The organism is Streptomyces sp. GL_148 (assembly GCF_057834205.1).
Genome location: NZ_CM174396.1, coordinates 331,871 through 356,434, shown reverse-complemented (window position 1 = coordinate 356,434; position 24,564 = coordinate 331,871). Strand labels below are relative to the sequence as shown.

The 24,564-nt window shown below is 74.7% G+C and carries 10 protein-coding genes; 5 read left to right on the top strand and 5 right to left on the bottom strand.

Going from position 1 to position 24,564, the window contains the following annotated elements; translation table 11 throughout:
• The first annotated feature begins 6 nt into the window (after positions 1-6).
• Together AC3IYI_RS01610 and AC3IYI_RS01605 are read left to right on the top strand one after the other, a co-directional pair.
• The gene (locus tag AC3IYI_RS01610) at positions 7-1,818 is read left to right on the top strand and encodes a complex I subunit 5 family protein (protein WP_489411846.1); all 1,812 of its coding nucleotides are present in this window, start codon (positions 7-9) and stop codon (positions 1,816-1,818) included.
• 288 nt (positions 1,819-2,106) lie between these two features.
• The gene (locus tag AC3IYI_RS01605; protein ID WP_489408473.1) at positions 2,107-3,381 is read left to right on the top strand and encodes an MFS transporter; all 1,275 of its coding nucleotides are present in this window, start codon (positions 2,107-2,109) and stop codon (positions 3,379-3,381) included.
• Positions 3,382-3,470: 89 nt separating this feature from the next.
• Here the strand turns inward: AC3IYI_RS01605 and AC3IYI_RS01600 are convergent, their stop codons facing one another.
• The 5 genes from AC3IYI_RS01600 to AC3IYI_RS01580 form a co-directional block, all read right to left on the bottom strand.
• Positions 3,471-4,301: an HAD family hydrolase gene (locus AC3IYI_RS01600; protein ID WP_489408472.1), complete on the bottom strand. Its 831-nt coding sequence runs from the start codon at positions 4,299-4,301 to the stop codon at positions 3,471-3,473.
• A 31-nt stretch (positions 4,302-4,332) separates the two neighbouring features.
• Positions 4,333-5,736: a glycoside hydrolase family 1 protein gene (locus tag AC3IYI_RS01595; protein ID WP_489408471.1), complete on the bottom strand. Its 1,404-nt coding sequence runs from the start codon at positions 5,734-5,736 to the stop codon at positions 4,333-4,335.
• A gap of 110 nt (positions 5,737-5,846) precedes the next feature.
• Entirely contained in the window at positions 5,847-7,769 is a 1,923-nt protein-coding gene (locus tag AC3IYI_RS01590; protein ID WP_489408470.1) for a beta-glucoside-specific PTS transporter subunit IIABC, read from the bottom strand.
• Between the two features lie 258 nt (positions 7,770-8,027).
• Positions 8,028-9,344, bottom strand: coding sequence for a putative Ig domain-containing protein (locus AC3IYI_RS01585; RefSeq protein WP_489408469.1), 1,317 nt, complete (start codon positions 9,342-9,344; stop codon positions 8,028-8,030).
• Between the two features lie 162 nt (positions 9,345-9,506).
• The gene (locus tag AC3IYI_RS01580) at positions 9,507-10,400 is read right to left on the bottom strand and encodes a LysR family transcriptional regulator (protein WP_489408468.1); all 894 of its coding nucleotides are present in this window, start codon (positions 10,398-10,400) and stop codon (positions 9,507-9,509) included.
• A gap of 997 nt (positions 10,401-11,397) precedes the next feature.
• Here AC3IYI_RS01580 and AC3IYI_RS01575 point away from each other — a divergent pair.
• From AC3IYI_RS01575 to AC3IYI_RS01565, 3 genes are all read left to right on the top strand, one after another.
• The gene (locus AC3IYI_RS01575) at positions 11,398-19,377 is read left to right on the top strand and encodes an SDR family NAD(P)-dependent oxidoreductase (RefSeq protein WP_489408467.1); all 7,980 of its coding nucleotides are present in this window, start codon (positions 11,398-11,400) and stop codon (positions 19,375-19,377) included.
• Between the two features lie 115 nt (positions 19,378-19,492).
• Entirely contained in the window at positions 19,493-24,190 is a 4,698-nt protein-coding gene (locus tag AC3IYI_RS01570; protein ID WP_489408466.1) for a beta-ketoacyl synthase N-terminal-like domain-containing protein, read from the top strand.
• Positions 24,180-24,563, top strand: a complete 384-nt coding sequence (locus AC3IYI_RS01565) for an acyl carrier protein (RefSeq protein ID WP_489408465.1) — start codon at positions 24,180-24,182, stop codon at positions 24,561-24,563. Before AC3IYI_RS01570 ends, AC3IYI_RS01565 begins: the two co-directional genes overlap by 11 nt.
• Position 24,564 lies beyond the last annotated feature (1 nt).

Below are 24,564 nucleotides of genomic sequence, written 5' to 3'. Positions count from 1 at the left end.
CTGCCCATGCTGGCATCGGTCGTCCTGGTGATCGCCGGCCGGTGGCTGCCCCGGCTCGCCCTCGACGTCCTCGCCACCGGCTGCGCGGCGGCCGAAGTGGCCCTGCTCGCCCTGCTGTGGGCCCGTACCGCCGAGAGCCGCGCGGTGTCCTGGGTCGGCGGCTGGACGCCGGTCGAGGGGCACAGCGTGGGCGTCGTGCTGGCCGCCGACCGGATCGGGACCGGGCTCGCCCTGCTGGTCGGCGTGCTGGTACTGGCCGCGCTCGTCTACGCCTGGCGGTACTTCGACGAGCCGCCGAGCGGCCACGGCGGCACCTTTCCCGCACTGATCATGCTCTTCGAGGCGGGCATGTGCGGATTCGCCCTCACCGGGGACCTGTTCAACGCCTTCGTGTTCTTCGAGCTCATGGGTGCGTCCGCATACGCCCTGACCGGCTACCGGGTGGAGGACCCGCGCCCGCTCCAGGGCGCCCTGGCCTTCGCGCTCACCGGCTCGCTCGCGGGATACTGCACGCTGCTCGGCACGGGACTGCTCTACGCCCGCACGGGGGAACTCGCCTTCGCCCGCATCGGAGCCGCCCTCGGCGAACGGCCGGCCGACCTGCTGCTCGTCGTGGCCTTCGTGCTGGTGGCCACCGGAATGCTCGTCAAGGCCGCCGCCGTCCCCTTCCACTTCTGGCTACCCGACGCCCACGCCGAGGCGCCCACGCCCGTGTGCATGCTGCTGTCGGGCGCGATGGTGGAGATGGGCCTCTACGGGCTCGCGCGCCTGTACGTGACCGCCTTCTCGGGACCCGGTGGCATCCCGCCGGACTCCTTCCGGACCGTCTTCGTGACCGTTGGCGCGCTCACGGCGGTGCTCGGCGCCGTCATGTGCTGGCAGCAGCGGCACCTCAAGCGGCTGCTGGCCTTCTCCACGATCGCGCACATCGGTCTGTTCCTCGTCGGACTCGCGCAGCTCACGCCGGAGGCGACGGCGGGAACGGCGCTGTACGTCGCCGGCCACGCCGGCATCAAGGCGGCCCTGTTCGCCCTGGCCGGCGTCCTCCTGGACCGGCACGGATCCGTCGACGAACACGGGCTGTACGGCCGCGGCCGCGACCTCCCCCTCGCCGGAGCGCTGTTCGCGGCGGGCGGTCTCGCGCTGGCCGGACTGCCGCCGTTCGGGTCGGGGCTGGGCAAGGCCGTCGCGGAACACGCGGCGGGGCACGGGGCGCTGTGGCCCGTCCTCCTCTTCGTCGTGGTCTCCGCGGTCACCGGCGGCGCCGCGCTGCGGGCGGCGGGGAGGGTGTTCGGCGGGGCCGGAGCGCCGCCCCGAAGCAGCGCCGCGGGCCCCGAGACGACCGGGGACGGCGAGGAACCCGAGGTCCGCAGTCCGCTCCGCGGCATTCCGCCGTCCATGCTCGCCGTACCGGCGGTCCTCCTAGCGGCGGCGCTCGCCCTCGGGTTGGTACCCGCGGCCGGAGCGGGCCTCGGTGTGGGCGCCGCGCTGTTCCAGGACCCGGGAGGGTACGCGAACGCCGTCACCGCCGGGGTCGCGGCAGCGCCGGCCGAAGTTCCGGAGGTGCGGTGGACGGTGTCCGGCCTCCTGCTGGGGTTCCTCTCGGCCGGCCTGGCGGCGGCCCTGGCCGGGGCCGCGCTGTGGGGCCCGGCGGTGAAGGGCGGCTTCGCGCACGCCCTGTGCGGGGCCGCGGTGGCGGTGACCCGCACAGTGGTGCTCCCGCTACGCAGGCTGCACGCCGGCCGGGTGGGCGACTACACCAGTTGGCTGGCCATGGGGACGGCCCTGCTGATCGCGGCCTTCGCCGTGCGGCCGTAGGGAGTCGGGCGCAGCCTGTGGTTACGGCCCGTACCCGTAACCCGCCCCGCACCCGCACCCGGAAGTATCTTGACGTCAAGATTAATCTCCGACAGGCTTCCGCTGGTATCTCGATATCGAGATACTTTCGCGGGGGTCGGAGGCCATGGGATGCGGCGGCGCGGTACGGGGACCCGGAGGGGTCCGCAGGGGTGGCGGGGACGGCCGGGGCAGAGGCGCGAGCGGGAGCGACGGCCCGGGCTGGTGGCGCAGTTGAGGCGGCCGCCCGGGGGCCGGGACGCCCGGATCATGCTGCTCGCCCAGCTCCTCGACCGCACCGGCACGGGCGTGTGGGCCGCCTCCTCGGTCCTCTACTTCACCTTCGTCATGGGCCTGGACGCCGGCCGGATCGGCCTCCTGCTGGGAGCCGCGGCCGTGGCGGGCATCGCCGGATCGCCCCTGGCGGGGCACCTCGCGGGCCGCTTCCCGGTGCGGTCCCTGCTGATCGGCTGTCACCTGCTGCGTCTCGGAACCCTCGGCGCACTGCTCGTGGTCACCCGCTTCGACGTACTGCTGCCCCTGGTCGCGGTCACCTACCTCGGCGACCGGGCGGCCAAGGCGCTGGAGATGCTCTTCGCCACGCGGGTGGCGGGTGAGCGGCGCGGCACCTATCAGGCGCTGTCGCGCAGTACGGCGAACGCCGGATGCGCGGTGGGCGCGGGGATCGCCGCCGCAGGCCTCGCGGTCGGGACCCCGGCGGCCTACCAGGCGCTGATCCTGGGCAACGCGCTGTCGTTCCTCGGGGCCGCCGCGCTGGTCTGGCGCACCCGGGAACCGCGGGCCGAGGGGCGCGTGGCGGCGGGCACGGGGGGTGCGGCGCCCGGGGACGCGGCGCCCGGGGACGCGGCGCCCACGGGCTCGGCGCCCGGCCGGGCAGGGGCGCCGAGCCCGTGGCGGGACCGCGGCTACCTGCGCTTCGTCCTGCTCGACATCCCGATGAACCTCGACGACTCGGTCCTGGCCGTGGGCCTGCCGCTCTGGCTGGTGGTCCACACCGACGCACCGCACGCCCTGGTACCGGCCTTCCTCGTCGTCAACACCGTGCTGGTCGTCGTACTCCAGCTCCGCGTCTCGGCCAGGTTCGAGGAGCCCCGCCGGGCCGCGGCGGCGGTCTCGGTGTACGGGCTGACGATGCTCGCGTGCTGCACCCTCCTGGCCCTCACCGCCGGCGCCGGGGCCGTCGACGCGACGGTGGTACTGCTCGCCGCGTCGGTCCTGGTCACGGCGGCGGAACTGCTGCGGTCGGTGAGTTCCTGGGAGCTGGCGGTCTCGCTCGCCCCCGAGGAGGCCCGGGCGTCGTACCTGGGAGTGGCGGGCATGGCGCAGTCCGTCCAGAAGTCCGCCGGTCCCCTGCTCCTGACCGGGGTGGTGATGACGGCCGGGCCCGTGGGCTGGCTGGCCCTCGGCGCGGGGATCGCGGCCCTGTCGGTGGTCCAGCGGCGCTCCTCCCTTCGCCGCTTGGACTCCGTCCTCGCCCCGCCCGCTCCCCTCACGCCGTCGCAGTCCGCCGCGCACACGGGGTGAACCACGAGGCGGCCGTCCTCGTCGCGGGCGACGACGACACGCCTGGCGCCGGCGGGCATCCGGGCGAGGCGCTGTGCGCTGCTTCGCCCTTACCGAAGGAGGGGTGCGGTGAGCGGGAGGAGGTGGCGTTCCAGGACCGCCGCCACGCCGTCCTCGTCGTTGCCGGCGGTGATCTCGTCGGCGACCGCCTTGAGGCTGTCGTGGGCGTTGGCCATGGCGACCGAGTGGCCCGCCCAGGCGAACATGGGGATGTCGTTGGGCATGTCACCGAACGCGATGGTGCCTTCCGCCGTCGTGCCCAGCGCCTCCGCCGCCAGGGCCAGACCGGTCGCCTTCGACAGGCCGAGGGGGAGCAGCTCGACGCAGGTCGGGCCGGCCATGACCACGGTGACGAGATCGCCCACCGCCTCGCGGGCGGCCTCGGTGAGCTCGTCGTCCGTGAGGTGGGGGTGCTGGATCTGGACCTTCCCGATCGGCCGGTCCCAGAGCCGGGCGGTGTCCCGGACCTGCTCGATCCCGGTCGAGGCCATCGGCGGGAGCGGGAACCCGGGCCCCACGAGGATCGGATCGGCCAGCTCCACGGGCATCACCGCCACCGACAGCGGACCGGTACGGGCCTCCACCCGGGCCACCACGTGCGCCGCCAGCTCCCGGTCGAGGGAGACCGACGAGACGAGGGCGCCCTGCCCGGCGTCGTAGAGCTGGCCTCCCTGCCCGCAGACGGCGAGGCCCCGGTAGCCGATCTCGGCCAGGGTGGGCCTGGTCCACTGGGCGACCCGCCCGGTCACCACCACGTGTCGGGCCCCGGCCGACACGGCGGCGGCGAGGGCGGCCGTGGTGCGCGGGGAGACGGTGTGGTCGCTGCGCACGAGGGTGCCGTCGAGGTCGGTGGCGATCAACTGGTAGGGGTAGCGGGTCATGGAAGGGTCTCCTGTGTGGGGGCGCACGGGATCAGAGGGAGCCGTTGCCCTTGATCAGCTGCTGGTACCAGAAGAAGCTGTCCTTGCGGATGCGGCGGAGCTCCTTGAGGTCGAACTCGTCGCGGTCGACGTAGATGAAGCCGTAACGCTTCGCCACGCCCTGGTGGGTGGAGATCAGGTCCATGGCCGACCAGGGGTGGTAGCCGATGACGTCCACTCCGTCCGCGACCGCGAGGCGCATCTGGGCGATGTGCTCGGAGAGGTAGGCGATCCGGTAGTCGTCGTGGATCTCGCCGTCCTCGACCGTGTCGAAGCCGCCCAGCCCGTTCTCGGTGACCATGACCGGCAGCCGGTAGCGGTCGTAGACGTCGCGCAGGGTGGTGCGGAAGCCGACGGGGTCGATCTCCCACCCGAACTCGGTGGTGGCCAGGTGGGGGTTGCTCACGGCGCGGAAGACGCCGCTCTCGCCGACCGCGAGCTGCTGGTCGCCGCCCTCGTAGGTGACGGCGCCGTCGTCCAGGGGCGCGGCGACGGTGGCGGTCGTGTAGTAGTTCAGCGCCAGGTAGTCGGCGCGCCCGGCAGCCAGAACCTCCAGGTCGCCGTCGGCGATCTCGGGGGCGATGCCGCGCTCGGTCATCCAGGCCCAGGCGGTCGGGTTGTAGGTGCCGTACGCGGCCATGTCCAGGTACAGCCAGTTGCGGATGGCGTTGTAGTCGGAGGCGGCGAGGACGTCCTCGGGCTTGCTGGTGGCCGGGTAGACGACGGAGATGTTCGGCGCCGGGCCGATCTTGGCGGCCGGGAGCATGTCGTGGCACATCTTCGTCACGCGGGCCTGGGCCACCATCATGTGGTGGTTCTGCTGGTACAGCTCGCGCTTCGGGTCGTCGGAGGTGGTGGCACTGGTGCCGATGGCGGCGCCGTGCAGGATCATCATGTTCTGCTCGTTGATGGTCAGCCAGTGCGTGACCTTGCTGCGGTACTCCTCGAACAGCACCTCGCAGTAGCGGGCGAAGGCGTCGATGGTCGAGCGGGAGGTCCAGCCGCCCTTGTCCTGGAGGGCCTGCGGCAGGTCGAAGTGGTAGACGGTGACGACCGGTTCGATGCCGTGCGCGAGGAGGGCGTCGAAGAGGCGGTGGTAGAAGGCGATGCCGTCCGGGTTCACCGCGCCGTCGCCGTCCGGGACGATCCGGGTCCAGGCGATGGACAGGCGGTAGGCCTTCAGGCCCAGCTCGGAGAAGAGCTTCACGTCCTCCTCGAAGCGGTGGTAGTGGTCCGCGGCGACCTTGAAGTCGGTGGTGCCCTCGGGGTACCCGCGGGCGTCCTGGACGGACGGCCCCTTGCCGTCGGTGTCCCAGGCGCCCTCCACCTGGTAGGCGGAGGTCGCGGCGCCCCACAGGAAGTCGGGGCGGAAGGCGGCGGGGGTCTTGTGGTCCATGTGCGGATCTCCTTCGGGGGTACGGGGATCAGGGCGCGGGGCGCGGCGCGCTGTGTGCTGGGTGTGGGGGCGGCGCGCGGGGCGGGTGGTGGGGCGCGCCGGGCGGGAAGTCAGCCCACCGGGGTGAGTTCGCGCTCCGGGCCGAGGGACAGGAGCACCGTGCTGTGCTCGACTTCGGAGTGACCGGTGGTCCGTACGACGCCCGTGCCGGCCGTATCGAGGATGATCACCATCGTGGTGGTGTCGTAGCCGGCCGCTTCGACCGCGGCCAGGTCAACCTCGCCGAGCGGGTCGCCGAGCCGGACGTGGTCGCCCGGTCGGACGGCGGTGGTGAAGTGCTCCCCGCCGAGCCGCACCGTGTCGATGCCGATGTGGACGAGGACCTCCACGCCCTCGGGGGAGCGGAGCCCGTAGGCGTGCGGCAGGACGCTGACGACCGTGCCGTCGATGGGGGAGTGGACCTCGCCGGAGGTCGGGGCGACGGCCGCACCGTGACCGAGGTCGCCGGAGGCGAACACCGGGTCCAGTACGTCGGCCAGGGCGAGGACCCTGCCCGCGACGGGGGTGGCGACCTCGAAGGCCTCGCCGGCGGGCCGTTCGGAGGCGGCGCCGTCCTCTGTGGTCTGACCGGACTGGCCGGCTTCGGTGGCGTCCTCCGGGATGTCCTTGAAGCCCAGGGCCATGGTGAGGCCGAAGGACAGGGCGACGGCGACGCCGACACCGATCAGCTGGAGGGCGAAGCTGCCGACCTGCAGGTAGGCGGAGAGGGACAGCAGGCCCGGCATGATGTACGCGGTCGAGGCCGAGCCGCCCGCCGAGGCGATGCCGCCGCCGACCGCGCCGGCGATGCAGGCGTAGACGAAGGGCTTCTTCAGCCGCAGGTTGACGCCGTAGACCGCGGGCTCGGTGATGCCGGCGAGGAAGCTGCTCACCGCGGCCGGACCGGCGAGCTTCTTCAGGCTCTTGCTGCGGGTACGGAGCATGACCGCCAGTACGGCCGCGCCCTGCGCGGCGGAAGCGGCGACCAGCGGGCCGTAGAGGAGGGAGTGCCCCTGGACGGCCAGGTCGTTGGCCATCATCGGGACCAGGCCCCAGTGGATTCCGAAGACGACCATGATCTGCCAGGTGCCGCCGAGGACGGCTCCGGCGATGGCCGGGCTGAGACCGAACAGCCAGCCGATCAGGCTGGAGGCTCCCTGGCCGGCCCAGTCCGAGGCCGGGCCGATGGTGAGCAGGGTCAGCGGGACCATGACGGCGATCGTCAGCATCGGCGTGATGAAGTTGCGGATGCTGGACGGCAACGCCTTGTCGAGGCCGCGTTCCACGAAGCTCTGGACGTACACGGCGAGGATGACCGGGATGACGGAGGAGGCGTAGGCGACCATCACCATCGGGATGCCGAAGAAGGAGACCGGGTCGCCGGCCTCGTTCAGGGCGCCGATCGCGGGGTAGACCAGCGATCCCGCGATGGCCATGGCGGTCCACTGGTTGGACCCGAACCGCTTCGCCGCCGTCACCGCCAGCAGCACCGGCAGGAAGAAGAACACGCCGTCGCCGGCCGCGTTCAGGACGGTGAACTCCTGCGAGGTCTCGGCGACCAAGCCGAGCTTGGTGACCAGCACGATCGTGGCCTTGAGCAGGCCCGCACCGGCCAGCGTCCACAGGAACGGAGTGAAGATGCTGGAGATGACGTCGACCAGCCGCGTCAGCGGATTGCCGCGCGGAGCCGGATCCGCGGAGCCGGACCGCGACGCCTTGCCGTCCTTCCCCGGTGCCCGGTCGACACCGAGCCCGGAGATCCTGGTGATCTCGGCGTGGGCCTTGGCCACGTCGTTGCCGATGACCACCTGGAACTGGCCGCCGCTCTCGACGACGGTGATGACGCCGGGGGCCGCCTCGACGGCCGCTCTGTCGGCCTTCGACGCGTCTTTGAGGACGAAGCGCAAACGGGTGGCGCAGTGCCCCAGGGACTCCACGTTCGATTCGCCGCCGACGCCTTCGAGTACGGCCGGCGCCGTCTTTCCGTAATCCACGATGAGTTCTCCCTGCATCGCGTTGCCGAACCCGGAACGTCTTCGGTCCGAGGTTCCCCCAGTCTTGACGAGGTCAACGGAAGGCAAAGGAAGTAGAAAGTCCCGAAGGGGGCGACCTTTGTGCCTTGACGGCCGCGCTCCTCAACAGGGGCGGCGTCGGGAGCGGGGCTGGGCCGACACGGCGAGGGGCGGATCCCGGACGGGCTGGGGTCCGCCCCGTGACGGTGCCCTTGGAGACCCGGCCTCCGGGTGCCTCCTTTAGAACCAGGTGAGGGTGAGGGGGAAGGTGGTGGTGGCGGTGGCTCCGGTGGTGTCGGTGGCCGTGGCGGTGATCTGGATCGTTCCGGTGGCCCAGGGCTTTCCGGTGATGCGGCCGGTGGCGGCGTCGAGGGTCAGGCCCCAGGGGAGTCCGGTGGCGGCGTAGCGGACGGGGGGCTTCCCGCCCGTGGTGGTGAGCTGGATGGTGCAGCTCTGGTTGAACTTGCAGCTCTGCGGGCAGGGGTTGGCCAGCTTCAGATCACCTGGAGTGGGGGTGGGGGTGGGGGTGGGGGTGGGAGTCGGCGTGGGTGTGGGCGTGGGTGTAGGGGTGGGAGTCGGCGTCGGGGTCGGTGTGGGCGTTGGTGTGCCGCCGCAGCCCGGGGTGGCCTCCGGGGGCAGCGGGACGCGCCAGATCTGGGTGTCGTTCTCCGAGCCGACCAGCAGGCTGGTGCAGTCGGCGTAGGTCACCGTCTCGCCCTGCGACTGGGCGGGCAGGGCCACGTCCGCGAGCTTGGTGCCCGCGGTGTCGTACACCGAGGCCGTGTTGGCCCCCAGCGGTCCGCCGCTGCGCAGGGTGTAGGAGGCTCCCGAGGGGGAGAACGCGCCGTCGGTGGCGAAGACCGGGCCCGGCCGAACGGCGGTCAGGGTGCCCAGCTGCCCCGGTACCGGCGGCAGCGGAGCCTGGTACAACTGGCCTGCCGCTCCGATGAGTTTGCTCGCGATGTGGATCCGGCCGGTGACGGGATCGGCGAGCAGGGACTCCGCGTCGTGTTTGCCGTCGGCGTAGGCGAAGCGGTACGTCACGGGCGTCACCGAGGCGTTGGCGAGCTGGTCCGGCTCGGCGAAGGAGTGCACGGTGATCTCGGCGCGGCTGCCGAAGTTGTCGCCGATGTCGCCGACCAGGATCACGGGGCGTCCCGAGGGGTCCTTGCCGATGGCCAGCCCCTCCCAGTCGGTGTTGCCGACCCCGGAGACCGTGTACGTGGCCTTGAGCAGGCCGGTTGCGCCGCTGCAGTCGATGGCGAAGACCTGGTTGGTGTTCCCGCTGTCGTTGACGGCGTAGAAGACGCCGGGGTGCTTTCGGCTCATGGCGAGCCCGCTGATCTCGGCCAAGCCTCCGGGGAGGGTGCACTGGCGCTCGGGAGCGGCGGCGGCGCCGGCGGCGCCGGAAAGGGGTGCGGACGCAGGCGTGAGGGCGGATGCGTTGGCCGGCCCGGCGGCGGGTCCGGTCAGCCAGGCCGCGGCCGGCAGGACCATGGCGAGGGCCGCGGTGGCGAGGGCGGCGGCCCGCGGGGGTGTGAGGAGTAGTCGGGGCATGCCCACCATGTGAGGGGGTGTCAGGTGACGGCGCCAGGGGCAATCTCCGTCCGTTCGAGCATCGTTCAATGCCGGGCGGGCATGTCCGGCCGTCGGGAGGGGCCCTCCGGTCGGCCCGACGGGACGTACGGTCCGCCGCCCCGGGGGGCGCGGCCCGCGCGGTCACCGGGAGGGCTCGCGTACGGGTGCCTTGTGCCGGGCGTGCGCGATGAAGGCGCGGGCGGCCCGGCTCAGCGGCCGGCGGGCGTGCGCGATGCCCACCGGGCGCAGCAGGGGCGGAGTGAAGGAACGTATCTCCGCCCTGCTGCCGAAGGCCCTGGCGACCACGTCGCGGTACCAGATCAGGGAGCCGCGGCCGTCGGTCACCCCGGTCACCCAGCCGAGGCGCTCGTCCACCTCCAGGCAGGGCACCGGGCGCACGCCCAGGCAGCTGAACATGGCCTCCATCTCGGTGCGCCGGCCCGTCCCGGGGGTGGGCAGCACCATCGGCAGCCCGTCGAGTGCGCGGAACGGTAACGGGTCGGGCAGCGCGGACCCGACGGGGGAGATGAGCACCACCTCGCGCTCCTGGATGTAGTGGGTGGAGAGTTCCCCGTCGAGGGGGAGGTCCACGAGTGCCAACTCGGCCCGGGCCTGAGTGAGTTCCTGGACCACGGCCTCGCGGCTGTCGTACTGGTGGAGTCTGACGTCGAGGCCGGGGTGCCGCTCGGTGAAGGTGTGCACCAGCTCGGAGGCCAGATCGAGGGCCAGCGTGGGGGTGGTGACCACGGACAGGGCGGCCCTGGCGCCCAGTCCGTGGGGCGTGCCGATGTCGTCGATGGCCTCCACCGCGTCGAGCACGGTCCGGGCCAGCCGGACGACCCGGGCCCCTTCCGGTGTGAGGTCCACCCCCCTTCCCCGGCGGGCGAGGAGGTCGACGCCGAGGTCGCGCTCCATGGCTTGGACGGCCCGTGACAGGGCGGACTGCGCGACGAATACGGAGGCCGCCGCGCCGGTGATGGAACGGCAGTCGGCGACGGCGACGAGGTAGCGGAGCTGGGCGAGGGTGGGGGTCATGACCGGACGGTAACCGGGCGAGGGTGTACCTGTAAGACCGCGTCGGGTGAACAACCGTCAGACTCCGCAAAGGTGCCGCAAAGGTGCTCATGCCGGACCGGTGACAACTCATACCCATGCGGCATGAGGGCGAGCGGCGCAGTGGCGCCGACTGGTGGGCCGGAGACGGGTCGTCCCGACGCAACGCCGCAGGTCATGGCCCCGACGGGGGTGCGCCGACGGCGTGGCCGGGCCGCCGTTCGGGTGGCCGGAATTCCTTCGGGGCGCGAAGTGATCGGCTCCGGATGGCCGTTGACAGTGCAGGGTCGTCACCGCACGATGCATCCCGGCAACAGGGAATTTGACCACCGCTCAACCCTGCCCCCGCCGCATCGCCCGGCCGTTTCGCGCGCCGCCCACCTCGGATCCCCCGTGGGAGGGCGTCTCGTCCGCCGCCTTTCTCCCACGCCTTCCCCGGTCTTCCGTCCCGCACTGCGCCATGTCACACAGCACTGGAAGAGGAGCGTCCGTGTCCCCCCAACCCGAGCCGTCCCCCCAGCCCTCGCGTGCCCTTCCGCCCCAGCAGCCCCCGCCGGCTCCGAGTCCTGCGCTTCCTGCGCGGCCTTCACGCACCCCGCGGCCTCCGCGATCCGCACGGCCCGCACGATCCGCGACGGCCGGGCGAGCGGGGGATGGGCCGGCGCCGCTGGGGGAGCGGACAGAGGAGTCGGGCTCCGAGCGGACCGAGCCTCCGGCTTCAGGGCGGCCCGAGCGGCCCGGGGGGTCGGCCTCCGAGACGCCCGAGCGGCCTGAGGAGTCGGCTTCCGGGCGGATCGACCCGTCGGCTTCCGCGTGCCGGCCCGGGCGGCCCGGGCGGCTCCGCGCCGCCGACCGTGACCTCGTCGTCGCGGTCAGCCCGTTCGAGGAGCCCAACCCGCGGATCGTCACCGCCGCCGAGCGCGCCGGATCCCTGGGCCTGCTCGACCTCGGCCGGGACGCCGGGTCCGCGCGGCGCGCCATGGCCGAGATCGCCCGCCGCCTCGGAGCCGGCCGCTACGGGGTACGGGTGCCCGCGGGCTGCCCGATCGGGCCCGAGGAGCTGCCGGCCGAGGTGGACACCGTGCTGCTCGCAGACCCCGCGGGCCGCACGCCGGGCGGGGTGGCCGACTGGGCGGCCGCCGCCGGGCGGCCCCGGGTATGGGCCGAGATCACCGATCAGGCGCAGGCCGCGGCCGCGGTGGCCGCCGGGGCGGAAGCGCTCGTGGCCAAGGGGCACGAGGCGGGCGGCCGGGTGGGCGGGACCACCACCTTCGTCCTGCTCCAACAGCTCCTCGCCGACCCCCGGTTCGGCATGCTGCCCGTCCGGGCGTACGGCGGGATCGGGCCGCACACCGCGGCCGCGGCAGTCGCGGGCGGAGCCGCCGGCGTGCTGGTCGACGTACAACTGGCCCTCACACCCGAGGGGGAGGCCGGGCTGCCCGCCGAAGTGGCCGCGGCCGTACGGGCCATGGACGGCTCCGAAACCAGAATCGTGCGGGGCCACCGGGTGTACGCACGCCCCGACCTGACCCCGCCGCAGGGGCCGGCCGCCGCCCTGCTGGGCGCCCGGGACCTGCGGACACAGCTGCTCCCGGTCGGGCAGGACGGGGCCTCGGCGGCCCGGCTGGCCGCCCGCCACCGGACGACCGGAGGCATCCTCCGAGCCGTCCGGTCGGCCGTCGCGGGACATTTGGCGGCCGCCGTACGGGCCCGGCCGCTGGGGGGCGGCCACGGCCCGGGGCGACCGCTCCCGGTGGCGCAGGGGCCGATGACCCGGGTCAGCGACCAGGCGGCCTTCGCCGAAGCGGTGGCCGCCGGGGGCGGGGTCCCCTACCTGGCGCTCGCCGTCATGGAGGGCCCGCAGGTGCACCGGCTCCTCGCCGAGACCGCCGAGCGGCTCGGGGAGCGGCCCTGGGGCGTGGGCATGCTCGGCTTCGCCCCGGCCGAGCTGCGGGCCGAGCAACTCGCGGCCGTCGCCGAGGTGCGTCCCCCGTACGCGATCATCGCGGGCGGCACCCCGGGGCAGGCGGCCCCGCTGGAGGCCGCCGGGACCCGGACCCATCTGCACGTGCCCTCCCCGGGCCTGCTGGAGCGGTATCTCGCCGACGGGGCGCGGCGGTTCGTGTTCGAAGGGCTGGAATGCGGGGGCCACGTCGGGCCGCGCGCCTCCTTCCCGCTGTGGGAGGAGCAGATCGAGCTGCTGCTCGCCTGCCCCGAACCGGCAGCCCTGGACGTGCTGTTCGCGGGCGGAATCCACGACGCACGCTCCGCCGCGATGGCCGCCGCCGCGGCAGCCCCGCTGGCCGAACGGGGTGCCCGCATCGGGGTGCTCATGGGCACCGCCTACCTGTTCACCGAGGAGGCGGTGGCGGCGGGCGCGGTCCTGCCCCGCTTCCAGCAGGCGGCGCTGGAGTGCGCGGACACGGTACTGCTGCACACCGCGCCCGGACACGCCACCCGCTGCGCGGTCACCCCCTACGTGGACACCTTCGAGGCCACCCGGCAGCGGCTCGCGGAAGGCGGAGCAGAGCCGCGCGAGGTGTGGGAGGAACTGGAGCGGCTCAACCTGGGAAGACTCCGGATCGCCAGCAAGGGCCTGCGCCGCGGGGCCGACGGATCCGGGCTGGAAGCCGTGGGCGAGGAACAGCAGGACTCCGAGGGGCTGTTCATGCTGGGCCAGGCCGCCACCCTGCGGTCCGGGACCACCACGATCGCCGCCCTGCACACCGAAGTAACGCAGGGAGCGACCGAGTTGCTCCGGCAGCGCGCCCACGAGCTCGCCGGTCCGGACCCCGAGGATGACGCCTCGGACGCGATGGCCGCCGCCGGCGCTCCGCGGCCCGAACCGCTGGACGTCGCCGTCGTCGGCATGGCCTGCGCCTACCCCGGCGCACCGGACCTCGCCGCCTACTGGGCCCGGATCCTGGACGGGAGCGACGCCGTGACCGAGGTCCCGGCCGAACGCTGGGACCCCGCAATCCACTTCGACCCCGACCCGGCACGGGCCGGCGAACGCACCCCGTCCCGCTGGGGCGGCTTCCTCGGCCCGATGCCCTTCGACGCCCTCGCGCACGGCATCCCGCCGGCCTCGCTGGCCGGGATCGAACCGGTACAGCTGCTCGCCCTGGAGATCTCGGCGCGGGCCCTGACGGACGCCGGGTACGGCAAGGACCGGGAGTTCGACCGGTCCCGGACCTCGGTCGTGTTCGGTGCGGAAGCCGGCACCGAGCTGGCGGGCGCGTACGGGCTGCGCGCGCTGTACCCCGGGTACCTGGGCGAGATCCCTCCCGAGCTGGACGAACAACTCCCGCGGCTCACCGAGGACTCCTTCCCCGGGGTGCTCGCCAACGTCATCGCGGGCCGGGTCGCCAATCGGCTGGACCTCGGCGGCGCGAACTGCACGGTCGACGCCGCATGCGCCTCCTCGCTGGCCGCACTCGACCTCGCCTGCCGCCAACTGCGCGACAAGGACAGCGACATGGTGCTGTGCGGAGGCGCCGACGTCCACAACGGCATCAACGACTACCTGCTGTTCTCCTCCGTCCGGGCGCTCTCCGCGAACGGCCGCTGCCGGCCCTTCGACGCGGCCGCCGACGGGATCGCCCTCGGGGAGGGGGTGGGGGCGCTCGTACTGAAACGGCTCGCCGACGCGGAACGGGACGGCGACCGGGTGTACGCCGTCATCAAGGCGGTCGGAGCCGCCAGCGACGGACGCTCCCTCGGCCTGACCGCACCCCGGCCGGAGGGGCAGCGCAGAGCCCTGGACCGGGCCTACGCACGGGCCGGGATCAGCCCCGGCGACGTCGGCCTCATCGAGGCGCACGGCACCGGCACCGTGGTCGGGGACACCACCGAACTGGCCGTACTGACCTCCCTGTTCACCGAGTCGGGCGCCGCTCCCGGAGGCTGCGCGCTGGGTTCGGTGAAATCGCAAATCGGGCACACCAAGTGCGCGGCCGGGCTCGCCGGACTGATCAAGGCGGTCCGGGCGGTCCACTCGGGCGTACGTCCGCCGACCCTGCACCTCGACACACCGGTCCCCGCCTGGAACGCGGAGAGCAGCCCGTTCTCCTTCGACACCGGAGCCCGGCCGTGGGCGGTGCCCGCCGGGCGGCGGATCGCCGGGGTGAGCGCCTTCGGATTCGGCGGCACCAACTACCACGCGGTGCTGACCGGTTACGCGGGAGCCGAGGAGCCCCGGCACGGGCTGGAGGAATGGCCGGCCGAACTGTTCTGCTTCCGCGGCGAGGACCGGCGCGCGGCGGGCCGGGCGATGGCCCGACTGGCGGCCAGGCTGGAGGAGAACGACGCGGCCGGGCGCCCCTGGGCCCTGCGGGACCTCGCCGCCGAGGCCGCGGCCGGGGCGGGTGCGGTACGGGTCGCGGTCGTGGCCGCCGACCTGGACGAGCTGGCGGCCCGGCTGGAGCGGGCGCGCGCCTTCACCCCGGGCGCGGGGGTCCACGTACGGGAGGAATCGGCGGCGCCCGGACAGGTGGCCTTCCTCTTCCCCGGCCAGGGCAGTCAACGCCCCGGCATGCTGGGCGAGTTGTTCACCGCCTTCCCGTTCCTGCGGGAGCTCCTGGACGCGGCGCCGAGTGCGGTGGCCTCCGCGATGTTCCCCCCGGCGGCCTTCACCGCGCAGGGGCGGACCGCCCAGCGGGCCGCGGTCACCGACACCCGGGTGGCCCAGCCGGCCCTCGGGCTGGCGGGCTCGGCGGCGCACCTGCTGCTGGGGGAGCTGGGCGTACGGCCGGACTGCGTGGCCGGGCACTCGTACGGCGAGCTCACCGCACTGTGGGCGGCGGGGGTCTGGGACCAGGAGAGCCTGCTGCGGCTGAGTGCGCGCCGGGCCGAGGCCATCGTCGCGGCCGCCGGGACGGATCCGGGGTCGATGGCGGCGGTGACGGCCGCGCCGGAGGAAGTGCGGGAGATCGCCGCGCGTGCCGGGTGCGTGATCGCCAACCACAACGCACCCCGGCAGTGCGTGATTTCGGGGCCGTCCGCCGCCGTCGCCGAGGCGGTGGCCGCCCTGCGGGAGGCGGGCCTGACGGCGGCCCCGCTCTCCGTGGCCTGCGCGTTCCACAGCGAGGTCGTGGCGGGGGCGGCCACGGCACTGGCCGAGGAACTCGCCGGGACGGAACTGGCCGACGCCGCCGTCCCCGTCTGGTCGAACACGACGGCCGGCCCGTACCCGTTGACCGCCGACGCGCTACGGGACCTGGTGGCCCGTCAGGTGGCCGAGCCGGTCCGGTTCGTGGAGCAGGTGGAGCACATGTACGCGGCCGGAGTACGGACCTTCGTGGAAGCCGGGCCGGGCCGCGTCCTGTCCGGCCTGGTCGGCCGCATCCTGGGCGACCGGCCCCACACGGTGGTGCCGGTTGACGTGCCCGGCGAGCACGGACTGCTCCGCCTGGTCACCGCGTTGGCGGAACTGGCCGCGGCGGGCGTCCCGGTGGCGCCCGAGGCCCTCTTCCGCGGCCGCACCTCCCGGCTCCCCGAGCGCGCTCCACGCCGCCCGGGCTGGCTGGTGGACGGCCACCTGGTCCGTACCCGGGACGGCAACCCCGTCCCCGGCGGCCTCCGCCCGGCCCGCCGGGTCCACGTCGCGGTATCCGAAGGAAAGGGAGCCCATCAGATGGCGCAGCCGAAGAACGGCACCGGCCCGGCGGGGGGCTCCGCCGCGGTGGGGGCCCACGCGAACGCAGGCTCCGACCCGCTGGGGGGCCGCACGAACGGCGGCCCCGAGAGCGTGCCTGCTCCTGCCGGGGGCGGGCACTGGCTGTCGGCCGGCATCCCCGGCGAGGACGGCTCGGCCGGGCGTTCCACCCGGGAGGAGGCCCTGACACCAGGGGGCGAGGACGGCCGCTTCGCGAGCAACGGGCACGGCGCCGCCCCTGGCGGGGGTGGCCCTTGGCTGCCGGGCGGGGGGTCTGGTGCAGGTGGCTCGGGTGGGGGGTTCGACCCGGTGGGGGGTGTGATCGGAGGGCCTGTGGGCGGTGGGTCCGCGGAGCCGGGGAGGGGTGGTCCTGCCGGGGACGGGCACTGGCTGCCGGGTGGGGGTCCTGGTGTGGGTGGTTCGGGTGGAGGTTCCCGTCCGGTGGGAGGTCCGATGGGTGGGTATGCGGACGCACGCAACGGCCGGGCCGGGCTTCCGGCGGCCGAGGGGGCGTCGTTCCTCCCCGGGAGCGGTGGGCCGGCGGCCGGTTCGGTCGTGGGGGGTGCGGATGGCCGGCACATCTGGACCGAGAACGGGGGCTCCGGCACGGGCCTTGAGTCGCTGTCGGGTCCGACCGCCCGGGCGGTCGCTCGCTCCGGTCACATGGCGGAGCCCACCACACCTGCCCCGGCCGACCGCCGGGAGGAGGCGGTCCTGGAGTACCTGCGCGGTTCGCGCGAACTGGTCCAGGCGCAGCGGGACGTCATGATCGGCTACCTGGCGTCGACCGCGACGGCGCCGCCGTGGAGCGGCCCCGACCCGGCCCCGCCCGGGCACTTCGCTGTCACCGGCCCGGCCCGCGCGATCCCGCCCTCCCCCCTCGGTACCACCCGTGGGGCCGTGGACCCGCAGGACGTGGGGGCAACCCCGGACCGGGGTCCCGGACAGGGGTTCGCGGGCCCACCGGGTGCGGTGGGCGCCCCGGGGATGCTCCGGAGCGCGGCTCCGGCTGCCCTCTGGGCCGAGCCCCGGCCGGACGGCCGAGGCCTGCCCGGCGGTGTCGACGGTGCCTGGTCCGGAGCCCATGGCGAGGCCCTGGTAGGCACGGACCCCGGTGTCGGGGGGGCCGGCGCATGGCCGACGGCCCCCGCCGGCGCGGCCTCGGGGGCCGGACTGCCCGGCGGCCCGGGGGCGGCCCCGGGGATGTTCGCGGACGCAGCCTCTCTCCGTGCGCGGGCCGAGTTCCGTCCCGACGCCGGAGCCCAGCCGGGAGGCGCCGACGCGTCCTGGTCCGCCGCCCACGGCGGGGGCGCGGACCCGGGCCTCGGAGGAACCGGACCGTGGCCGGCGGCCCCCGGTGGGCCGGAGTTCGACGGCGTGGCCCCGGGCTCGGGGACGATCGGTGGCGGGTCCTCGGGCAACGGGATGCCCGGTGGCGTGGTCCCGGGTGGCGGTCTGGCCAGGGGCGACGGGCGTGGGGGCGTCGGCGGCAGCGGGGGCGCGGCTCGTGGGGGGCCGCGGTCCGCCGAGGAGGTGATGGACGTGATCGTGGAGATCGTCCACACCCGGACCGGGTACCCGCGGGACATGCTCGCTCCCGAGCTGGACCTGGAGGCGGACCTGTCCATCGACTCCATCAAGCGGGTCGAGATCATCGGCGCCCTGGCCGACCGGATCGGCCTGCCCCAGGACGCGGGCGGCTCCGCCGAGTCCGCGATCGAGGAGCTGTCCCGGATCAAGACCCTGCGCGGCATCGTGGAATGGGTCTCCGGCCACACTGCCCTCCCCGAGCCTCCGGCTGCCGAGGCCGAGGCCACGGCGACGGCCCCGCCCGCACTCGGCCGCCTCCGGGTGGAGCTGCACGCGCTGCCGCCCGCGCCGGGGGACCCGGAGGTCCTGCGGGGTCTGCGGATCGGGGTCGTCGGGGAGGCCGGGGACGGCCAGGGCGTTGTGCCCGCGGTCACCGGGGCCCTGCGAGCCCACGGGGCGGACGTCCGGCAACTGGCCGAAGGCGACGCCGGGTTCGATGCCGTCCTCGACCTGTCCGCCCTGCGGCCGGGAACGGCGCCCGTCCTGCCCGAGAGCTTTCCCGGGCTGCAGCGGGCCCTGACCGGCGGTGTGCAGCGGCTCCTGCTGGTCACCGTCCGCGGCGAGTCCGCCGGAGTGGGAGTGCACGGCTTCGCCCGCAGTGCCTCCCTCGAATACCCGGGCAGGCTGATCCGCGCCGTCGAGGTCCACTCCAAGGAAGACCCGGAGCGGATCGCGGCGCAGCTCCTGGCCGAGCTGAGCTGCGAACCGGCCGCGCCGACCGCCGCCTCCTCCGCCTCCGCCTCCGCCTCGGCGGAGGTCCCCGCCTCCGTCGCCTACACCGCCGACGGCCTACGGGTCACCCCCCGGCCGGTCCCCGCACCGCTCGCCCCCGGCAACGGGACGCCGCCCCTCGACGCCGGCTCGGTGGTCCTGCTCACCGGCGGGGCCCGCGGGATCACCGCCCGGGCCGCCCTGGCACTGGCCCGGGCCACCGGATGCCACGTAGAGCTGATGGGACGTACGCCTCAACCCGCTGCCGAAGCCGATGAGTTCGGGCACGCCACCGACCGTGTCGCCCTGCGGGCCGCACTGATCGCCACCGGACTGCGCACCCCCGCGGAGATCGAGGCCGCGGCCTCGCGGATCCTCGCCGAGCGAGAGGTGCGGGCCACCCTGGCAGCCCTCGCGAGCGTGGCCGCGTCCGTCGGCTACCACTGCGCGGACGTCACGGACGAGCAGGCGGTACGAGGCGTCGTGGCCGCCGTGCGGGCCCGCCACGGCCGGCTGGACGGGATCGTGCACGGAGCCGGGACCCTGAACGACGGACTGCTCCGCGACAAGCAACCGGCCGCCTTCGCCGAGGTGTTCGCCACGAAGGTGACCGGCGCACGCCACCTCGCCGCCGCCGCGGCAGAGCACGGCGTGGCGCCCGCGCCCCGCTTCCTCGCCCTGTTCGGCAGCGTGGCGGGCGTCTACGGAAACCGGGGGCAGACCGACTACGCCGCCGCCAACGACGCCCTCGACGGCCTCGCGCACATCTGGGCGGAGAACTTCCCGGGCCGGGTGCTGTCGCTCGACTGGGGCCCCTGGGCCGCCGAGGCGGGCGGCATGGTCAGCCCCGAACTGGCGCGCGCGTACACCCGCCGGGGCATTGCGCTCATCGACCCGGAGGCGGGCGGCGCCGCGTTCCTCGCCGAACTCGCGCACGGGGCCGACGTACAGGTGGTCCTGATGGCGGCCGACGGACACGAGGGGAGTGAGCGGCGTGCCTGACCGCCATCGACAGGGGCAGGGGCAGGGGCAGGGTCAGGGCAAGGGGCAGAGCCAAGGCAACGGACAGCGGCGGCATCACCGCGGCCCGCGGCCCACCGATGCGGCGATCGTCGGGATGGGCGCCGTGTTCCCGGGCGCCGCGGACCTCGCCGCCTACCGCCGCAACCTCCTGGCCGGCACGGACTGCATAGGCGACGTCCCGCCCGGGCGGTGGGACCCCGAGGTCTACTACGACCCGGACGGCGCCACCGGACCGGTCTCCGGCGACCGGTTCTACTGCCGGCGCGGAGGGTTCGTGGACGGGCTCGCCGCCTTCGATCCGACCCGGTTCGGCATCATGCCGGCCACCGTGGAAGGGGCCGAACCGGACCAGATGCTGGCCCTGCACGCCACGGCCGAGGCCATCGCCGACGCGGGCGGCGAGAGCCGCCTGCCGGCCGACCGCTCGCGGATCGGGGTGGTGCTGGGGCGCGGCGGCTTCATGGGCGTGGCCACCGCCCGGCTCGACCAACGGGTGCGTACCGCACACCAGTTGGCGCAGACCCTGCGGGAACTCGCGCCCGATCTGGGGGAGCGGCGGATCGCCGCGGTGCGCTCGGCCTTCCAGGAGGCCTTGGGCCCCGAACGGCCCGACGCGTCGATCGGGCTCGTGCCGAGCTTCACGGCCGCCCGGACCGCGAACCGGCTCGACTTCCACGGACCGGCCTACACCCTGGACGCGGCCTGTGCCTCCTCCCTGCTGGCGGTGGACCAGGCGGTGGGGCTGCTGGCCGGCGGGCGCTGCGACGCGGTGATCGCCGGAGCCGTGCACCACTGCCACATCGCCACCCTGTGGAGCGTGTTCACGCAGCTGCGCGCCCTGAGCCCCAGCGAGCGGATCCGGCCCTTCGACCGGCGCGCCGACGGAACCCTCCTCTCCGAGGGCACCGGGGTGGTGCTGCTGAAGCGGCTGGCCGACGCGGAGCGGGACGGCGACCGGATCTACGCGGTGATCCGCGGCACCGGCGTGGCCGGGGACGGCAGGGCGGCGAGCCTGATGAGCCCGCTCGTGGCGGGTCAGGTGAGGGCGCTGGAACGGGCCTGGCGGGAGGCGGGTCTCGATCCGCGGGCGCCCGGCGCACTGGGGCTGCTGGAGGCGCACGGTACCGGGACCCCGGTGGGGGATGCGGCCGAACTGGACACGCTGGCCCAGGTGTTCGGTCCGTACGCGGGCGGCGGGACGGGGGCCGGGGCCGTCCGCGGCACCGGACTCGACGACACGGGCCTCGGCGCCGCCTTGGAGGGGGGGCTCGACACCGGGAACGCGATCGGCTTCGGCTCGGTGAAGTCGATGCTCGGCCACACCATGCAGGCCTCCGGCATGGCCGGGCTGATCAAGGCCGCACTCGCGGTGCACGAGGGCGTGCTGCCGCCGACCCTGCACCTGGAAGAGCCGCACCCCGGCCTGGCCCGGACCCGGATGCGGCCGGTGACGGAGGCCCGGCCGTGGGAACGCGGTCCGGCGCCGCGCCGGGCCGGGGTGAACGCCTTCGGCTTCGGCGGCATCAACGCGCACGTGGTGCTGGAGGAGGCTCCCGGCGCCGCGCGCCGCGCCGCACCCTCGGGCCGGACGGCGCCCGCGCGACCGGCGGCGCCCGTGCGCCGGTTCCTGCCCCTGGGCGGCCCGGCCGCCCCGGTGGGGGCGCCCGCGCGGGAGGAGGTGCTGCTGCTGGCGGCCTCCGACGCGGCGGAGCTGTCGGCCCGGCTGGCGTCCGGCTCCCCGGTGTCCGGCGGCGACGGGCCCTGCCGGCTCGCCGTCGTGGGTCCCACGCCCCAACGGCTCGCGCTGGCCGCGAAGGTGGCGGCGCGCGGCCGGGCCTGGCGGGGGCGCGGGGAGGTGTGGTTCACGCCCGAGCCGCTGGGCGGCCGGCTGGCGTTCCTGTTCCCGGGCCTGGAGCCCGAGTTCGCCCCGGCGCTGGACGACGTGGCGGACCGGCTCGGGCTGGAGCGGCCCCGGCTGACCAGGGGTGAGGAACTGACGGAGCGGGCGCTGGACGCCATCGCGACGGGCCGGTTCCTCGCCCGGGTGCTGCCCGAACTGGGCATCCAGGCCGATGTACTGGCGGGCCACAGCCTGGGGGAGTGGGCGGCGATGGTGTCCGCCGGGATGTACCGGCAGGACGCGGCCGACACCTTCCTGGACTCGCTGCGGCCCGGTTCGGTGAAGGTGCCGGACCTGGTCTACGCGGCGCTGGGATGCGGGACCCGGCGGGCGGAGGCCGCACTGCACGGACTGGACGGGGTGGCGGTCAGCCACGACAACTGCCCCCACCAGTCCGTGGTCTGCGGGTCTCCCGCCGAAGTGGCCACCGTTCTCGAACGGTTGAAGGCCGAACGCGTCCTCGGCCAGGAACTCCCCTTCCGCTCCGGCTTCCACACACCCATGTGGGAGCCCTACCTCGGTCAGGTCCGCGCCGCCTTCGCCCGACTGCCGCTCCAGCAGGGGAGCTTGCCCCTCTGGTCGGCTACCACCTGCGCGCCGTTCCCGCCGGAGCCCGAGGCGGTGCGCGAGCTCGTGGTCCGCCACCTGCTGGAGCCGGTTCGCTTCCGCGAGCTGACGATGCGGCTGTACGAGGACGCGGGCGTCCGGGGCTTCGTCACGCTGGGCCCGGGCAGCCTGCCGGGCTTCGTCGAGGACACCCTGCGCGACCGGCCCCACTTCTCGGTGGCGGCTTCCTCGCCCCGTCTCACCGGCCTCGCCGCCCTGCGGCGCACCTGCGCCGCCCTGTGGACCGAGGGGCACTCCCCGCGCTGGGACCGCCTGGCCCCCGACGGGACGGGAGGCCCGGACCGGGCCGCCGCCGGACCTGCCGGAACACCGGCAGCACCGGCGGCCGGGCGCGGCATGCTCCTGGACCTCGGCTCGCCGCTGGTCCGCCTCGGAGCGGCCGCACGCGCCACCCTGACCGGTCTCCTGCCACAGGCCACCACCGCGGCGGCAACCGCTCCCGTCACCCCGGCCACCCCTACCCCGACCACCCCGCCGGCCCCGCAGGCGGCAGAATTCCGGCCGGTCCTGCTCTCCGCCCTCGACGAGGCCTCCGCCACCGGCGAGACCGAGCCGCAGACCGGGACGCGTTCAGGGGGCCAGCCCGGGATCCAGCCCGGGACCGAGCCCGGGATCCAGCCCGGGACCGAGCCCGGGACCCAGCCCGGGACCGAGCCCGGGACCCAGCCCGGGACCCAGCCCGGGACCGAGCCCGGGACCCAGCCCAGGAACCACACCCTGCGCCTCTCCCTCGCCACGCTGCCCTACGTACGGGACCACTGCGTCTACCTGCAGCCCGACGGATGGCCGGAGGACTCCGACCGGTTCCCCGTCGTCCCCATGACGACGATGCTGGAGCTGGCGGCCGAAGCCGCCCTGCGGGACGCACCACCCGGCCTGGCCGTCATCGGCTACGAGCGGGTCCGGGCCCTGCGCTGGCTCCCCGTGGAGCCGGCCCTCGATCTGGCGGTCACCGTACGTCCCGCCGGGTCCGGCCGTGTGCGCGTCACGCTCGGGGAGTACGCCGACGTGTTCGTCCTGCTCGGAGAGCGCTACGAGGCCCTGCCCGCCCCCGACACCACCCCGCTGCGCGAGCCCCGGCCGGCCCCCGTCAGCGCCGAGGCCCTCTACCGGGACCGGTGGATGTTCCACGGCCCCCGCTTCGCCGGGGTGCACGAGGTGCGGGCCGTCGGCTCGGACGGCATCCGGGGCGTGCTGCGGGCGCTGCCCGACCCCGGGGCGCTGCTCGACGCCGCCGGGCAGCTCTTCGGGCACTGGATGCAGTTGCGGCTCCCGGTGGACCGGCTGGTGTTCCCGGCCACCGTGGACGGCATCCGCTTCTCGGGGCCCCCGCCCGCCCCGTACGAGCTCGTCGGGGCCACGGCCCGGATCCGCGAGGTGCGCGATGTCACCGTGCGCGGCGACATCGAGCTGCTGCGGGCCGACGGCCGGGTGTGGGCCCGGATCGACGGCTGGACGTACCGCCGCTTCGGCGCCGACGAGCGGGTCTGGCCGATGAAGTTCACCCCGGAGGTCTGCGGCATCGGCGAACCGCGACCCGAGGGCTGGTGTCTGGCCCGGCGCCGCTGGACCGACCCCGCCTCGCAGGAGCTGGTCATGCGCCGCTACCTCGGCGCCGCCGAGCGCGCGGCCTACGAGCGGCTGGGGCCGCGCGTCCGGGCGCCCTGGCTGCTGGGCCGGATAGCCGCCAAGGACGCACTGCGCCACCTGCTCTGGGACGGCGGGGCCGGGCCGGTCTTCCCGGCCGAGGTGCCGATCGGCAACGACCCGGCCGGGCGGCCCTACGCCGGGGGCGCGCTGGCCGGGGGAGTCCGCCTGACGATCGCCCACAAGGACCGGATCGCGGTCGCCCTCGCCCACCCCGGCCTGCCGGTCGGCATCGATGTGGAACAGGTGACCACCGATCCGGACGCGCTCATCCGCATCGCCCTGGCGCCGGGCGAACTCGGCCTCGCGGAGCGGCTGGCGGCCCAGGAGGGCGCCGGACTCCCGGCCGCGCTCACCGCCCTGTGGTGCGCCAAGGAGGCGGCCGCCAAGGCCGCCGGAACCGGACTCGCAGGCCGCCCGCGCGACTGGCGGGCCTCCGGCGACCCGGGCTCCGGCGAGCTGCGGGTGCTCTCCCCGGACGGGCACCCGTACCCGGTCCGCACCACCCTGCTCGTGCTCGCGGACGCACCACTCGATCACGTCGTCGCCTGGACCGACCGTCCCGCGACTCCGCCCCCCGTCCCCTTCCACCTCACGGAGACCAGTCATGGCAGCTGACATCCTCGCCGAGATCACCGGCATGCTCGTGGAGATCGTCGGTGACGAGCACCTCCTCGCGGACGAGGTCACGATGAAGACGACGTTCAACGAGGACCTCGCCCTGGAGAGCATCGAGTTCGTCGCCCTCGCCGAACTCCTCCACCACCGCTACGGCGCCCAAGTCGACCTGATGGGCTTCCTGTCCGAGAAGGACATGGACGGCATCCTCGCCATGTCCGTGGGTGAACTCGTCACGCACATCGGCCGGATCACCCACGCCTCCCTCACCCACGCCTCCCTCGGCCAAGCCTCCCCGGGACGCGGACACGGCAGCCCCGCCCGTGCCTCGGCCGCCGGCCGCCCCGCCGCCGCGACCGGATCGGACGGCTGAT